This window comes from Tenacibaculum profundi (assembly GCF_057162725.1).
The window spans coordinates 2,442,409-2,458,320 of sequence record NZ_CM169894.1; the positions used below are offsets into that span (position 1 = coordinate 2,442,409).

Consider the following 15,912-nt stretch of genomic DNA (forward strand, 5'->3'; position numbering starts at 1 on the left):
AACAGCTTTATTTCGAATGCTTTAAAGTTAAAGAAAATATCAGATTTGTAACGATAGAAAATGCTTTGCGTCGAATTTAAAAGTTCTTTTGAATTAAAAGCAGCATAAGATTGATGAGAAAGAAAGACAAATTATGTCTTTTCAAATATGATTAGGTCAAGTTTCGTTTAGTTTAATAGTTTTTACAAAAAAACAAAGTATTGTTTATGAATATTTTTATTCTTTCGGTTAGTAAGCAAGTGTACTCTACTAAGCGACTTTATGAGGAGGCTATTTACCGCGGTCATCGTGTTAATGTAATTAGTCATGCTAAGTGCTCGGTAAAATTAAGTGGGGGTGATAGACACGTTATTTATAACGGAAATAATATTATTAATTGGCCAGATGTTATTATTCCTAGGATTGGGGCTTCTATAACTAATCATGGAGCTGCAATTGTAAAAGAGTTTGAAATGAGTGGCGTTTTCAGCACAGCGCGATCATTGGGAATTTTAAGAGCTCAAAACAAGTTAAGAACTTTACAAATAATGAACAGAAAAAATATTCCTATACCAGACACCGTTTTTTCTGTGAATACAGAGAATATTAAAGAACAAATTGAGCTACTTGGAGGAGCGCCAGTTATTATTAAGTTACAAGAAGGAACCCATGGCATGGGGGTGATTTTAGCCGAAACAGAGAAGTCAGCTAAGTCAATGATCGATACTTTATATACAATGAATACTAGTTTTCTATTACAAGAATTTATAGAAGAAAGTAATAATGAGGATATAAGAGCATTGGTTGTTGGAGATGAAGTTGTTGCTTCAATGAAGAGAAAGGGTTTGGATGATGATTTTAGATCTAATATTCATAGAGGAGGAGAGGGAACTAAAGTAATTTTATCTACCGGAGAACAAGAAATGGCAGTTAAGGCAGCTAATCTATTAGGTTTACCTGTAGCAGGTGTAGACTTTATAAGATCTAAAAGAGGGGCATTATTAATTGAGGTAAATTCTACTCCAGGACTGCAAGGAATAGAAACATATACGGGTATAAATGTAGCAGAAAAGATAATTAAATATTTAGAAAAAAATGTTCAGTGATGCATGTAAAAATAAAGAAATAAAAATAAGAAATGAAAGAGTTCAGTTGGGAGAGTCAAAATTAATCAAAATTCCAATTGACAGATTAGCAACAGGAACATTAATAGAGATACCTGTTTATGTTTTTAATGGAGATGAGTTAGGACCGACTGTTTTATTACAGGGAGGGTTGCATGGTGATGAAATCAATAGTATTGAATTAGTTAGAAGGATGCTTATTGATAAGCGATATAAAATTTATAAAGGTTGTGTTATTGTAATTCCATTACTTAATGTCTTTGGTTTTCTTGATTTGACAAGAAATATGCATGGAAAGGATGTTAATCGAAGTTTTCCAGGATCTAGATCAGGATCTCTTGCGAGCAGAATCGCCTTCTATTTGATGAAAGAATTAGTTAAAAATATTGATTTTGCAATTGACTATCATACTGGGGGTGCACAGCGAAATAATTTTCCACAAATTAGGTATACCCCAAAGGATCCTCAAAGTTTGAAGTTGGCAAAGGTTTTCAAGGCGCCTTTAATTTTTGGATCAAAATTAATTTCCAAATCATTTAGAAATGAGTGTTACAAGAATAATATACCTGTAGTTGTATACGAAGGGGGAGAGTCATTAAGGTTAGATGAGCGTGCGATTAAAGAAGGAATCAAAGGAACGTTAAGGGTTTTAAATTATTTCGGTATGATAGATGATAATTTAGCTGTTGAGAGTAGTCGAGAGAGTATACATTTAAAAAAAAGAAAGTGGGTGAGGGCGAAAGTTGCGGGTTTATTTTCTTCCACAATTGCTAATGGAGAATTTATAGAAAAAGGACAAGTTCTTGGGAGGATTATGGATACTTATGGAGAAACAAGTTATGCTGTTAAAGCTCCGATTAGTGGTTACATAATTGCAAAAAACAATTTTCCAATTATTAATATGGGAGATGCTCTATTTCATGTCGGAGAGATTTAATTATATTTGACTCTTAGTATATATATAGTAATTAACAATGATTTAGATTTAATTGATTTTATATTGTTTTAGTGGCTTAAATAGAATTAAAAAATAAAGAATTAAGATTTCCTGATGCTAATTAAATTATTGTTTCTCTAATGAATTTGACCTCTTAGCAAAATAGATTACCCATTACTTGAGTATACGTGTAACATAAACGTTGCCTCTACTTAATGCACTTCATTTATCTAAACTAAGGTTAGTGGCTCCCTAGTGAGCTTTGTTTTTTTAAAAAAATTACATTATCATTTACCAAGTTGATGAGTACTAATCTTGTAGAAAGAATATTTTCAGAATGCATATGAGCTACTCTGAGAGAATACCTGAAGATGAAAAGCTTTTGATCGCTATTCCATTTTAAATGCTAAGGTGCTTTAAATGTGTTTTTTAACTATGCAGATAATTGACTAAAAAAATAAAAAACCAATAAACTTTATTGAAATGGTCAGTTAGTATGTTTAAAAAGAGAAAACAGATTTAAAATATTACATACTTAACCATTGCTTAAATTCAGCAGCTTTATTTTTGCTTATTAAAATTTCTTCTGAAATTTTAGCTTTCAGTAAAATTTTTAATTGACTTTTTCCATATTTTATGATTTTATTAATCGCAGATATGCTAATAATAAACTGACGATTCGCTCTGAAGAAAAGGGTTTCGTCTAAATTAGAATGAATTTCATCTAAACTTGAGTTTGAGGTAGATTTTTTACCATCAAAACAAACAATGTAGGTTATTGTATTTTCAGTATAAATATATGCGATATCACTAATTAGCACAGGTACCAATTCGTTTCGAATATATGTTAGAATTCGGATTTTATTATTTTCAGAAGCTTCATTTATTTTTCCTGAAGTAACCGCAACCTCATTCGTTTCTTTTTCTTTTTTTTCTTGATAGGAGATTAAATCTGTATTCAATCTGGAAAGATTAATTACTTCATTAGCTAAATTAGAGTTTTTCATTTCAAGTTGTTTCTCATAACTACTTCCAATAATTCTAACGGCAGCAGATGATAAAACAATTACTAATATTCCCATGATTAAAAAAATCATATAGAAATTACGTTTTAACCTTTTTAATTGTTTATGAATGTTATTGATATTTACATTAGCAGCAACAATCAAGTCGGAACTTTGTACAGGTGCAATATGTATCACTTCTGAAATAGCCTTTTCATTTTTTCTAATAGCACTATTTGAAACTAGTAAATCATGTAAATTTTCGGAATTATTTTTTTCTTTCAATGATGCTAATAAATTAGGTTTTGAATTTACAGCTTCTCCAATTTTTGTAATATCTGGATGACATATTTTTTTCCCAGACCAATCGAAAATAGAAATGAACCATGTATCAGAACTACTTTTTGATATGATTTGCTGAAAGTTTTTTAAAATAGCTTTCTTATCATGGTCTGTTTTTAATTGAAAATTCAAGATACCAGCAATTTCATTTGCTTCTCTTTTACTCGTTTCTACCTGTACTTCTATTAATTGATTAGCACTTACCTTAATAAAATATTGAACTCCAACAACGGAAATTATAAGAAACACCACTGTAATGGCTAATACTGTAAATAAATATAACTTGTCTTTCTTCATTTTTTATATCATATACTCACAAATACAACTCGTTTTTTTCCTTTTTCAAACCCATTTTTTCTTTTCTCAACAAAATTGTGCTAAATTTATTAAAATAAATGAGTTTCTTTGAAATGGATTTTTCATTTTTCCTAATGATTAAAAAACAGTATTTATTTATTAACAGTAGTTTCGTTCTTTTATTTGGATTTATCTTGTATTGTTTTTTTACCAATACAAACAAAATTGAATACTCTGAACCTTGTTTTAGTATTGCTTCAGAGAGTCTTATGAAATTATATTCATATGACGAAAAACAAGCAGATAGCTTGTATGGAAATAAGGTAATAGAAGTATTTGGAAGAGTTAAAGAAGTTTCATTCCTAAACAATAGAAAAACTGTGTTTTTAGTAGGGAATTCAGAAAATACAAGTATTATTTGTGATATTGATGAAAGCCAACGAGAATTAGTTAATCAACTTAAAAAAAATCAATTAGTCTATATAAAAGGCGTTTGTAAAGGATATTTAAAAGATATTATTCTTCTAAACTGTTATTTAGACACTTTAAAAAACAATGAATAAACTCTTAGTTTTATTACTCGCTTTTCCAACTACTTTTGCTAGAGATTCGTTATCTAATCAATTTATAGCCAGACAAGGACAAGTCACTTTCTTTTCTTATGCTTCCTTTGAAAACATTGAAGCAGAAAATAATCACGTATTAAGTCTTATTGATCTTGACAATCAAAAAATAGCTATCAGTATGTTGATGAGAGCTTTTGTTTTTAAAAAAGATTTAATGCATGAGCATTTCAATGAAAGCTATATTGAATCTGATATGTATCCAAAAACTACTTTTGAGGGATCTCTTGAAAAATTTAATATAGAAGAGAATGGAGAACAAACCCGGTTGATTAATGGGATTATTACGATACATGGAATTTCGAAAGAAATAGAGGTAAAAACGACTATTTCAAAATCGAAAGAAGCAATTCAACTAAAGGGAGAATTTAATTTAACAGTGAATGATTTTAATATTAAAATTCCTCCAATTTTATCTAATAATATTGCCAAAGTTGTTTTGGTAAAGTTTAATCTCAACTATTTGCCATATGAAAGTAACTAAACTTATATTATTATTATTATTCCCTTCATTTCTTATTGCTCAAGATTTATTAAATCAACTAGATAAAGAATTTCCAAGTACACCAGTTTATGAAATTGCTACTTTTAAAACTACAAGAATAGGATTAGGGCACTCCATAGAAACAAGAAAACAGGGTGCTCTTGAAATATCTCTTTATAATCGGTTTTGGAATCATAAGGAAGGAACAACACAACGATTTTTAGCAGACGAAGTAAGTACTCGATTCGGTTTGGACTATGCCATTACAAATAACTTTACTATGGGGGTTAGCTATACAAATTTTGATAAAATTACAGAAGGTTATTTAAAATATAAATTTTTAAAACAGTTAAAAAAATCTAAAAAAATTCCATTGAGCATGGTCTTGCTTCAAACTATTTCTCATCGGAATAAAGAAGCATTACAAGAATACGATCAATATGGGGTACTTACATCTGATAGTAACAAATCATCAGTATACAGTTATACTTTACAGCTGTTAATTGCAAGGAAATTCAACACCAAGTTTTCAGCTCAATTTTCTCCTATTTTTATCACAAGAAATCATAGTGTTTTTGAAGGGCAACCCAAAAATCAGTTCGCTTTAGGGTTTGGAGCTCGATATAAAGTTGGAGGGCATGTTTCTTTTGTTTCAGAATATTATAAGGTTTTTAACACGAGCAAAATAGTCACATCTTACAATCCCTTTATGATTGGAGTTAATTGGGAGTTAAGTCATTTATTATTGCAGTTTCAAATTACCAACGTTCGAAATTATGCGGATGACACCTTTATTACTCAAACAAAAAATAATTTTAATTTTCATGACGGTAATTTTCATTTTGGCTTTAATGCTACTTTTGTTCTACACTTAAGTAAAAATGAAATGAGGAGTAATTACAAGAAAAAACAGTAAAAAAGCATTAAGGGGGGGTACGATTGTTTAATAAATATATATAATGGCAGTCCTTACTACTGTACTATAATTAAATAATACTTAAAATTATATAATATAATTTTAAGTATTATTTTAAAAAGTGTGTATTATTTTCGAGTGTTTAGTATAACTGGAATAGGTCTTGATTCTTGTTTAAGACCAGCACGAAATTCTTGTTCTTTTATAGAATGACTTGTGTCATAATGTCCAATAAATAGTAATCCTGCTATATGCGGAGCCGCTAATGAAGTTCCTTGATTATCGGAATCATTATCATTATCAAGAACTCCTTTGTTGGTTAAAATAGGTAAATTATAGCCTGGGGCAAAGAAATCGATAACTTTCCCAAAGGCACCTAGTACTTTTTCATTTTCATTCACAGCGCCAACAATATAAATTTGATCATGATTATCTGAAAAATAACTTTCTGGATAAGGATATTTATCTAAAGGTGCTGGGAAGTTTCCTGCTGCAATTGTTCCAGGGGCTTTTTTTTCTAGTTTTTTAAGAAGTATCTGAATTTCTTTCCAATTCTCTAAATCTTCGCTTCCCATAGCATCTAAAGGACGTAAAGACCCTAAGCTCATGTTCCACACATCTCCTGGTTTAATTTTATCGTTTACATAAGCCAAGGCATCTATTAAGATAGGAGCTATATTTCCTCTTTCATTAATAATTTTAATAGCTACAACTTCAGCTCCGGCAGCTACTCCTGTATAGCCATTTCCTAGCTCTTTTGCGGCCGCTACAGCAGCGACACTCGTTCCATGACCCCTTTGATCTGTCCATGCTTTAGGGTCTATATTGCCATTAGAATCTGGAGCAAAATTTCTGCTTAAATCTTCATTTATGTTTAAAGCATCTATTTTAGCAATTCCTGAGTCAATAATCCAAATCTTTTTTCCAGAGTAATTTTGGTCGTTTTCAACATTTTGATAACCAATTTTTTGAATTCCCCATGAAAGTTTATCTTTAGAGCGATTTCTTGTTTTTAGGTCATTTGAGATTTCATTTTGATGATCAATTGCAGTTATTGCAGAATCGTCGTTGGCACAAGAAGTAGCCAAAAGTACAGTTACTATCAACGATTTTGTCGATAGCATTTTAAATTTGCTTACCATTTTATTTTTTATTTTATTTTCGTGGCTAAATTACTGTTTTTTAGGATTTTTGTTTTTTATTTTTTGTTTTTTAACAAAAAATTATATTTTTTTTAATAAAACAAATAAAGTTTAATTTGAAAAGTGTGTTTAATTTTTTTTGTAACATCAATGAGAAATACTTTTGATTTAAGTGTTTTAAAATTAGATAATTTCATGAGTGGTAGTTGGCTTATGTCTAAGAAAAAAAACACTTAATGTACAATGATTAAACTATAGAGCGATTTTCATAGCTTTTTTATAAATTTCAGAAAATTGTGTTTTTTGACAAAAGATGTTTAATAAGTTTTTTTACGAAGAAGTTTTTATTTTGAACTGCAATTCGTGATACTATTTCTAATGCTAGCTACATTTTAGATGTTTCTGGAAAGGGTTATAAATACTAGATAAATAAGAAATTGAAGTCAAATTTAAACAAGGTTATTGCGTGTCTTATTCATCATGGTATAAGGTCTAATACTAGAAAATACTTTTTCATTTCTCACTTAAAAGCTAATAAAAAAATGGATGGTTATTAGTTATAAATTTTTTGCCATTAAATGAAGAAATAAGACTGTTGTTGTTTGGTTTTCAGTTTTAAAGGTGGCTGTGTTTATAAAACGTGACTTCTTTTCGAGACGTGTTTATTTCTTTTAAGAAGTAATTAAATTCAGTTTTATTATTACAGATATCAAAATAATATTAGAAGTGTTTAAACGATTTGTATACTACAATCTTTTAATAGTATAAAAATTGCTTATGAAAAGAAGAATAATACGCTTTGTTCATCCAAAAAGAACAAAGCGTATTTATATATTAATACGGTTTAATAATTTGATTTTTAGAGTTTCTAAAAATCAACTTTTATAAGTTTTTTGAAAGAAGAAAGTTCTTTATTTATTTATCGGTACGGTTACAATGGTGTTACCCCACCCCAAATACATATTAAATTTATCATCCTCTCCGTCAAAGGTAACTGAAAAGGCTTCAATATTATTTTTACTTTCGGATACTTTTGCTTTAACTCTTGCAATGTCCTCACTTTCCTTATAAAAATAAGATCCCCAAACATTTTTGGCACTACTCAAAATAATGGTCCATTCATTTTCGCTAGGAATAGAGAAAAGAGAATAAGTTCCTGGTTTTATTTTTTTTCCTCCGAAGTTTAATTCTTCATAAAAAGTAATTTCTGCAGCTTCATTTGCTCCAGTTCTCCATATTTTATTGGCAGGAGCTAGCTTTGAAAGGCTCCTACTTTTTAGTTGAGGTCTGCTGTATATAATTTTAATTTTTTTGTCAGAATTTCGATAGCTTGATGGGTAAGAAGCTGCATCCATCGGACTTTTATCCAAACTCGGGAATTTTTGTGCATTGAGCTCGTTTGAAGAGATTAGGGCTAAAACAAAAATAATAATTGATAATATTGATGTTTTCATATTTATGTTTTTTTATTAATTATTATGTGATTAGTCTCTAAAATTACTAATTCTTGCAAGATGAATTACTTTTTTAACTTAAAATTAAGGAATTAATTTTAATGCCTAGAAGTTTTTTGACTGGTTATAGTTGCTAAATAAATTATTAAAATACTCAATCCAAAAAGAGGTAAAATAATACCTAGGATAATTATAATAACATATAGCAATGGTGGTATTGAAAATGATTTAGGAATGTTGGGGATGCCTAAACTTCCTTTTCGTTTTCTTAATAGATATGACATTATTGCTGCCAAACTTATAAAGGTTAGGGCTACGGCAATAATAAACATTAACCAAAAATTCCACCCTCCTAGTTGTCCTTGATGAAATGCCATCAACCACAATCTGGCTTTCATTAAAGCGCCTATATCACCCCAGTTATGCGCTTTAATCAAATTTCCATTATATTGATCAAAGTGTATCATTTTTTGAGCTTTTAAGTCGAAAGTTTTATTATGAACACTAAAAGTACTCTTCTTTGATTTGGGTAATCCTATATACAACTCTCCTTTTAAGTCTTGATTTTTGGCTATTGTTATCATTTTATCTAAAGCAAGCGGATTTTTTTGGAGTTCTGAGGATAATCCATTGCCGTTCCATGTTTTAGGGTACCCTGTGTTTGTTATTTTCTGAATCCACTTAAATTCGCTACCGAAAACATCTGTCCATGGCAATCCTCCAGCCAAGGCTAACAAAAGCCATCCAGAAAACCAAAATCCTAGAATTGCATGTAAGTCTCTGTAAAAAATACGTTTACCTTTGTTTAATTTTGGAAAAAACACGCTCCTAACTTCTTTTTTAAAAGGCCACCAAATATAGAGTCCAGTGATAATTAATACAATCATCCAACAGGCTATTAATTCAATTATTTTTGTTCCAAAAGAACCGCCTAGAAGCTCACCATGTAGTTTTCTGATTGTATACATCCAAGTATCTTTCGGTGAGAACTTACCCGTTACTTCACCCGTATTCGGATCGACAAAAACTGATTTTTTATGACTGAACCTTCCCGCTACAAATTCAGTAGTAAGCTGGTCATCATTTGATACAATTATAGAGTTCAATGGTTGCTTTATATTCTTTTTTGCAATTAACCACTGCTGCTGATAAGAAAGCTTCGAAACCTTACTACTTAAAACCTTAGTCATAGATCTTTTATAAGCTTCTTCAACTTGAGGGTTAAAAAGATACACAGCGCCAGTAACAGATAAAACCATCACAAATGGTAAAGAAAAGAGTCCTGCTATAAAATGCCATTTCCACAACCATTGATTTAATTTTCTATCTTTCATATTTAAAATCAAGGGGATGCCCCTGTAGTTTAAAAGTTATATTTTATACCAAAATGAAATGCTCTTGGATTACCAATACTGTAGGTGTTTTCTCTTGACCATCGGCTATATAAAGCTCTTACAGCATAAAGTTTATCAAATACATTTAAAACCTGCCCCCAAACTTCGAATTGACGATAGGTAAAGTTCGCTCTTACATTGAAAACATTATGACCTGCATAGTTAGTTGTTCCAAAGATTGGGTCATTACTATTATCAGTTCCAACAATTGCTTGTCCTTCAAAACTTGTGTTATAAGAACCTACTTGTTCGTGTTCAATAGTGAATAAAATATCTTTTATTGGGCGATAATTCAGTGTAGTATTAGCTATATAATTGGGAGCTATTTGCATATTTGTATTTGAATAATCAATATTGTTTTCAAAAAAAGAAATATACTTATGTGTAGCGTAACTTCCGTTATAATTTATATCTAAATTATCTAATATTGAGTATTTTATTCCTAATTCGGTTCCAACAGATCTTGTTTTTCCTGCGTTTTTTTGAATAAAACTTCCGTCATCAGATCTTAAAGAAATTAATCGATCAAAACCGTCTAATTGGTATAAAGTAATATCAACTTTTAACTTTGAAGGAATCATAAAATACCCACCAATTTCATAGTTATGAAACCTCGATGGTTTTAATGAGAAAACTGACCCTGTATTATTTTTTCCGTTTCGGAATAACGTACTTATTTGTGGAGGTGTAAATCCTTTAGAATAATTGGAATAAATTCCAATATTTTTATGGAGGTCGAAGTTTATACCTAATTTAGGAGCTATATTTTCATAACTAACTGTTGTGTCAACAACTCCTGAATTACCCTCATCTAAATTATCATAGTCATACGTAAAGCCATCGTAACGTATAGCTGCAGTAAGCTTTACTTTTCTAAGTGGCGATATTTCAAATTGAGCGTATCCAGCATAATTAAAGATATCGGCATCATATTTCATAATATATTGATCATTTCTTACCGTATACCCAACGTTTTGCGCCGTTGCAGTATTTACATTAACATCAATTTTTTCCGCCTCATACGTTTGGGGTGAAAAGTCAGCCGTTGTTCCAAGAATTAAACTAGAGTTTGCAAAGCCGAAATTCATTTTGTGTTGAATTAACCCAACATAACTTTGAAACTTATTAGAATTGATTTCCCCTTTTCCTGTACCGTCTAAAACTCCAGAAACTCTATTTTGTCTGATTCTATAGGATGGGATTTGATTCATTTCGTTATTTCTATAAACAAAATTAATTGCAGTTTTGTGTGAATTATTCCAAGCTTTATTTAATGTAGATCTAAATCTGAACGATTTAGCGACTCTTTCTGTAAAAGTTTGATTGCTTTCATAATTGCCATCAAAATAGTTTTTTTCAGATAAAGATCCCGACATATCGGAGCGATAATCGATTAAAGTAATGCTATTAATCCATTGTAATGTTTCAGAAAAGTCATTTACATTTTTAAATGTTATTGCTGTTTTTTCATAATCGGAGTGTCCAATTAAACCATTATCTCTTCTTGCATGATGTCCTCCAACATAAAATCCGTACTTTTTATTCAATGTTGCCGATGCTTCCGCTTCATATCTGGTAAGTCCTAAATTATTGATTTGAAAACCTACCGAACCTTTAAGTTCTTCATTTGGTTTTTTTGTTATGAAGTTAAAACTCCCTCCAATAGCTTCGCTTCCGTAAATACTTGATGCTGGGCCTTTCAAAACTTCAACTCTATCAAAAGTAGTATTATTCATTTCCAACAGAGCATTATGGTTGAATACTGCTACAGGTCTAATAGGCAATCCGTCTTCTAAATATAAAAATAATGATTTTGTAGAAATAGGAGATCGGACGGCCATGAAATGTTGTTCATTACCAGAAGCTTTTGAGGTACTCATGAAAACCCCTGGAACTTGGTTAATTATCTGTTCAATACCAAAAGCCTTTGTCTCTTCAATCTGTTTTGCTGTTAGTAACCCAATTGATGCAGGTACTTCGCTTCTTTTTTGAATTTCTCTACTTGCTGAAACTACGATTTCTTCGAGCCCCTCATTTTTAGTGATTAACATGATAGTGTTTGTTAGACGAGGCTCAAGGATCGTCTTTTTTGTTTCATATCCTATCATAGAAATGGTTACATTACCATTAGAAGATTTTATGATGAAGTTTCCATTGGTGTCTGAAATAGTTCCAGTTGCTTTTTTTTCAGTAGAAAAGATATTAGCACCTACTAACGGAAGATTGTTTTCATCTGTTATTTTTCCTTTAAATTGTGTTTGGGAATTTACTGTAGTAAGGGTAACAAAAATACAGACAATTAGAATTATGTTTTTTCCGTTCATCTTTTATGATTTAAAAATTATAATTTAGGTAGACACTTGATCTATATTTTATTTGAATAGTACCTTGTGCAAGTTCCTGGTTAATCGGATACATCGTTAGAAGTCCAAGCGTAATTTTTTTTGAGTTATATTCTGCTCCTATATTGGAAAAGATAGCATATCCTTTTGTATTTCTAATGGGAATTCCAAGTATTTCATTGGGTTGATAAAACTCTCCAGATACACCAAGAGATGGGACGAATTTATTTTTCTTAACATCCTCAAATGCATAAAAAATAGTGGAGTTAAAATTAAATTGATTACCAAACTTGTATTGATCACTATTTTTTGTCTTTACAAAATAGTTTAGGTAGTTTGTAGCTCCGAAATTATTGTGCTTGAATATATATTGACAACTCGCTAAAAAGTCAATACTTCCTGTTCCTAGTTGAAAACTAGGATTAACAGCGTTATTGATAGTTTCATTAAAGGTACCTGTAGGAAGCTTCAACCCTGTTCCTAGTTTTAAAATATGATTATAGGAGAATATTTTATTTTTTTCTTTACGATACTTGCTGTAATTTTTGTTCAAGAGAGTATAATTTACAAGAAAAGAAATATCTCCTAGCCCATCAATTTTTGTTGTTTTATTTGAATATACTCTTTGATGAAAATGTATAGGCATAAATATTTGCGCCTCTAGATAATCTTTTATCACAGGAATTCTTGACCAAATCTGAATGGTATTAAAATATTCATTAATTGTTGGAGAGTTATCAAAAATACCATCTTTTGATTGGTATTTTTGGTGTAGGTATCTGATACCTATAAAGTTGTTTTCTATTACGCCTCCTAAACCTAAGCTACCTCCATTATTGCTACAGCCACAAGCATCACATTCTTCCATTATATGAAGGTGAAATTTAGGGCATGGATTATTGGCCTTTATCATTTGAGTTGCAAGAAATAGTGTTAAAAGTATGAGAATTTTACTCAGCAAACCTTTTGTCTGAAAGAAATTCATAATCTGTTAGTGTTTTTAAAAATGTTATTATATCGATCTTTTCTTTTTCATTTAGCTGTATTCCTAAGGTTTGATTTTCACCTCTTAGTAGGGGGTCTAAGTTTTCTGTTTCTTGTACCCCACTAGTATAAAAGTCTAATACGGATTTTAAGGAGCCGAATCTTCCATCGTGCATGTACGGAGCAGTTACCTCAACATTTCGTAGACTAGGTACTTTAAACTTGTATTTATCTTTTTCGAGTAAGGTAACTGTCATCCTTCCCAAATCATTTATATTAGGATTAATAGGGAGTCCGTTGTTTCTAAAGGAATCATCAGTAAACAAGTCTGAAGCATGGCAAGAGGCACATTTTTTTTTGAAAAGTTGTAAACCCTTTTTTTCTTGTGAGGAGAAAGTTACATCGTTCTCATTTCGCTTATATTGATCATATTTAGAGTTAGACGAAATCATCATATTCATGAATTGAGACATTGCTTTGAAAGTATTTTCAGCATTGATTTGTCCATCTTCAAAAGCCAATTCATAAAGTTTTTTATAATCATTGTTCTTTTTTAATTTCTGCATGACATTACTCACTGTTTCATCCATTTCAACAGGATTTGTAATAGGAATGATAGGGAATAAATCTAAATGAAATGCGGCTCCGTCCCATGAAAATTGTTTTTGATATGCCATATTTTGAATGGGTTGAGAATTACGTTTACCTTCTCGTTCTTCTACCCCATGACTTAAACGATGTCCGTGATGGGTAAATGCAAACTTTTGTTGATGGCAAAACGCACACGAAACTACCCCATCGGATGATAAGTTTCCGTCGTAAAATAGTTTTTTGCCTAATTCAAAACCTTTTTCAGTTATTGGATTTGTATTTAAATCATAGCTGGGTTCCGGAAAATTTGAAGGTTGCTCAAAAACCAGATCAACATTCGTATAAACTTCTTGATTTTTACAGCTCAAAAAAGAACCTAATAATAATATCACGAATTGTTTTCTCATGTATTAACAATTAGTTTAATTCATATGATGTATTTCTCCTTGGTACATTCAAATATTTTTCCTGTACAAAGAAAAAGTAGTATTTATTTTAAGATTTTGTGAAGAGAAGAGATCTGAAAAGCCATGACTTTATTGATTTTTTAGTTACTCGCTAAAAAACGTTTTTTAAATATGGTTTGTCAAAAACTCAATCTTTCTTTAATTTTCTTTTTTAGTGGTGGTTTGCATTATGCACATGATGGACGAAGAACATATCTTTACAGTTATCTGCAATTTTTAGTGCATTAGGTCCTCCCATCACTGTCGACTGATCAGCAAGTTTAATCTTTTCGTTACCATCCAGCATTGCACTAGCATTAACTTTGATATGCAATTGAGGTGATTGTTCATTACTAACAATAGCTAAATCCATTGGTAGTTCAATTTCCCTATACAGATCGTCACCATTACTACCTCTGCTAGCTATATGAAGCATAAAAGGGGCATCTTTTTCTTTATCATCAGATGTAAAAGTACCCTCTAAAACTATAAATTTATAGCCAGCTTGCCAGCTCCAGGTAAGATTATAATCTTCTGCTAATGTCCAAAAGTCACCTTGAACTGCTTGTCCCTGAAGAAATCGTTCTCTGTCAACTCCGATCCCAAACTTTATTTTTGTATATTTTCCTGCAGGTATGTCTTTTAATATAATTCCAGTATTCTTGATTTTATCATTTCCGCCTTCGCTAATAATAAAGTAGTTGTTTTCTTTAAGGTATTTTATTTCTTCTCCCTTATCAGAGATTAAAGTAAAGTTACTTACGATATAGTCAAAAGAGGTTATTTTTAATATTTCTTCATTAGCATTAGTATACGCTGATCCTAATATCAATTTATCATTTTTGAATCCATTATCAAATTCAATTTTAACATTGTTTTTTCCATCCAAAATAGAGTCTAGTTCTTCATTGTTACCACATGAAGTAATTATAAGTAGGGTGATTATAAGTATTGTTATTTTTTTCATTTTTTGTTATTTAATACATCTACTCCCAATGAAACATGAGTAGAATAGGTAAAAGTATTTGTTTAGGTGTTTTCAAGTAGCGATCTGCCATCTAATACATATCTATGTTTCAAGTACCATAGATTGTAGAAGACAAATAGTCACTCACATAATAGGGGTAAAGAAAATAAGTATATATAAGAAATAATGCTTAGTAGTATCATCAATGTGTATCTACTAAAACACATACAGTTGTAAAAACATCTTTTCTATATACACTACGATTTTATGTAACTGGTGGATGAAATACTTTTTGAATTCTTAAATAAAAGTAATTTTCAATATGATTAAAGTGATCTTTTAAGTAAAGTGAAAAGCTATGCTGCGGGATTTGTAAACTTAAAATGGATATGAAACCAATCGGATACTCTTCAATTAAAATCTCTAACGATTTAAAATCGTTCTCCTCTTGTTGCTTAAGTTTCTTCACTAATTGACATTTTCCGTTACAACGCATTTCGGGCTTATCTTTGTTAATGCACAACACTTTTGAAATGTAGTCATAATTTATAACATACTCTACATAGGCTTTGATAGGCCTAAGCATGGCTATAAAGTAAAGAAATACAAAAAGATATGTTATTATATTTTTTAACAAGATTTATAGTTGTTTAAGAAATAAATTTTAAACAGAAATTTGCGTAACAAAAATAGCTTTCCTCGTCCTTCTTTCAAAAAAAAACATCATGAATTTTATTTCTAGATAAGAAGGAAAAATGTTCGATAAGGAACACTTCTGATTTAAATTATTCTAATTATAAACATCAGTTTAATTGATTAATATTATTAATTTTTTAAATTTCTATGCTGAGTATTAGAAATGATTTCTAATATCACCTATGTGTTA

The 15,912-nt window shown here is 30.3% G+C and carries 14 protein-coding genes; 5 read left to right on the forward strand and 9 right to left on the reverse strand.

The features are described from left to right. Positions 1–206 precede the first annotated feature (206 nt). On the forward strand, positions 207–1,085 hold the full coding sequence (locus tag AC2GW8_RS09930) for a RimK family alpha-L-glutamate ligase (RefSeq protein ID WP_440879721.1): 879 nt from the start codon (positions 207–209) through the stop codon (positions 1,083–1,085). Continuing rightward, positions 1,075–2,040, forward strand: coding sequence for a succinylglutamate desuccinylase/aspartoacylase family protein (locus AC2GW8_RS09935; protein WP_440879722.1), 966 nt, complete (start codon positions 1,075–1,077; stop codon positions 2,038–2,040). The genes AC2GW8_RS09930 and AC2GW8_RS09935 overlap by 11 nt, the downstream gene beginning before the upstream one ends. A gap of 527 nt (positions 2,041–2,567) precedes the next feature. Here the strand turns inward: AC2GW8_RS09935 and AC2GW8_RS09940 are convergent. Then, positions 2,568–3,683 carry a LytR/AlgR family response regulator transcription factor gene (locus tag AC2GW8_RS09940; protein ID WP_440879723.1) on the reverse strand — a complete coding sequence of 372 codons (1,116 nt, stop codon included), beginning with the start codon at positions 3,681–3,683 and terminating at the stop codon, positions 2,568–2,570. A 98-nt stretch (positions 3,684–3,781) separates the two neighbouring features. Between AC2GW8_RS09940 and AC2GW8_RS09945 the strand changes: the two genes are divergently transcribed. Genes AC2GW8_RS09945 through AC2GW8_RS09955 form a run of 3 tightly spaced genes read left to right on the forward strand, consistent with a single transcriptional unit; the run spans position 3,782 to position 5,706 of the window. Continuing rightward, positions 3,782–4,246 (forward strand): OB-fold protein, encoded by a 465-nt coding sequence (locus AC2GW8_RS09945; protein ID WP_440879724.1) that lies wholly within the window; start codon positions 3,782–3,784, stop codon positions 4,244–4,246. Further along, the gene (locus AC2GW8_RS09950; protein WP_440879725.1) at positions 4,239–4,790 is read left to right on the forward strand and encodes a YceI family protein; all 552 of its coding nucleotides are present in this window, start codon (positions 4,239–4,241) and stop codon (positions 4,788–4,790) included. Before AC2GW8_RS09945 ends, AC2GW8_RS09950 begins: the two co-directional genes overlap by 8 nt. After that, positions 4,777–5,706 (forward strand): DUF5777 family beta-barrel protein, encoded by a 930-nt coding sequence (locus AC2GW8_RS09955; protein WP_440879726.1) that lies wholly within the window; start codon positions 4,777–4,779, stop codon positions 5,704–5,706. The genes AC2GW8_RS09950 and AC2GW8_RS09955 overlap by 14 nt, the downstream gene beginning before the upstream one ends. 128 nt (positions 5,707–5,834) lie before the next feature. On the opposite strand, the gene AC2GW8_RS09960 is transcribed toward AC2GW8_RS09955, so the two are convergent. The 8 genes from AC2GW8_RS09960 to AC2GW8_RS09995 all read right to left on the reverse strand — a co-directional run bounded on the left by AC2GW8_RS09960 (position 5,835) and on the right by AC2GW8_RS09995 (position 15,663). After that, positions 5,835–6,830 (reverse strand): S8/S53 family peptidase, encoded by a 996-nt coding sequence (locus AC2GW8_RS09960; protein ID WP_440879727.1) that lies wholly within the window; start codon positions 6,828–6,830, stop codon positions 5,835–5,837. A 929-nt stretch (positions 6,831–7,759) separates the two neighbouring features. Then, the gene (locus AC2GW8_RS09965; protein WP_440879728.1) at positions 7,760–8,302 is read right to left on the reverse strand and encodes a DUF2911 domain-containing protein; all 543 of its coding nucleotides are present in this window, start codon (positions 8,300–8,302) and stop codon (positions 7,760–7,762) included. A gap of 98 nt (positions 8,303–8,400) precedes the next feature. Then, positions 8,401–9,636 carry a PepSY-associated TM helix domain-containing protein gene (locus AC2GW8_RS09970; RefSeq protein WP_440879729.1) on the reverse strand — a complete coding sequence of 412 codons (1,236 nt, stop codon included), beginning with the start codon at positions 9,634–9,636 and terminating at the stop codon, positions 8,401–8,403. A gap of 29 nt (positions 9,637–9,665) precedes the next feature. Then, positions 9,666–12,020, reverse strand: a complete 2,355-nt coding sequence (locus AC2GW8_RS09975; RefSeq protein WP_440879730.1) for a TonB-dependent receptor — start codon at positions 12,018–12,020, stop codon at positions 9,666–9,668. A 10-nt stretch (positions 12,021–12,030) separates the two neighbouring features. Further along, positions 12,031–13,023, reverse strand: a complete 993-nt coding sequence (locus tag AC2GW8_RS09980; RefSeq protein ID WP_440879731.1) for a transporter — start codon at positions 13,021–13,023, stop codon at positions 12,031–12,033. Beyond that, the gene (locus tag AC2GW8_RS09985) at positions 12,989–14,020 is read right to left on the reverse strand and encodes a cytochrome-c peroxidase (protein WP_440879732.1); all 1,032 of its coding nucleotides are present in this window, start codon (positions 14,018–14,020) and stop codon (positions 12,989–12,991) included. Before AC2GW8_RS09985 ends, AC2GW8_RS09980 begins: the two co-directional genes overlap by 35 nt. A 211-nt stretch (positions 14,021–14,231) precedes the next feature. Next, positions 14,232–15,026, reverse strand: a complete 795-nt coding sequence (locus AC2GW8_RS09990; RefSeq protein ID WP_440879733.1) for an MbnP family protein — start codon at positions 15,024–15,026, stop codon at positions 14,232–14,234. Positions 15,027–15,291: 265 nt separating this feature from the next. Next, on the reverse strand, positions 15,292–15,663 hold the full coding sequence (locus AC2GW8_RS09995) for a hypothetical protein (protein ID WP_440879734.1): 372 nt from the start codon (positions 15,661–15,663) through the stop codon (positions 15,292–15,294). Positions 15,664–15,912: the final 249 nt, after the last annotated feature.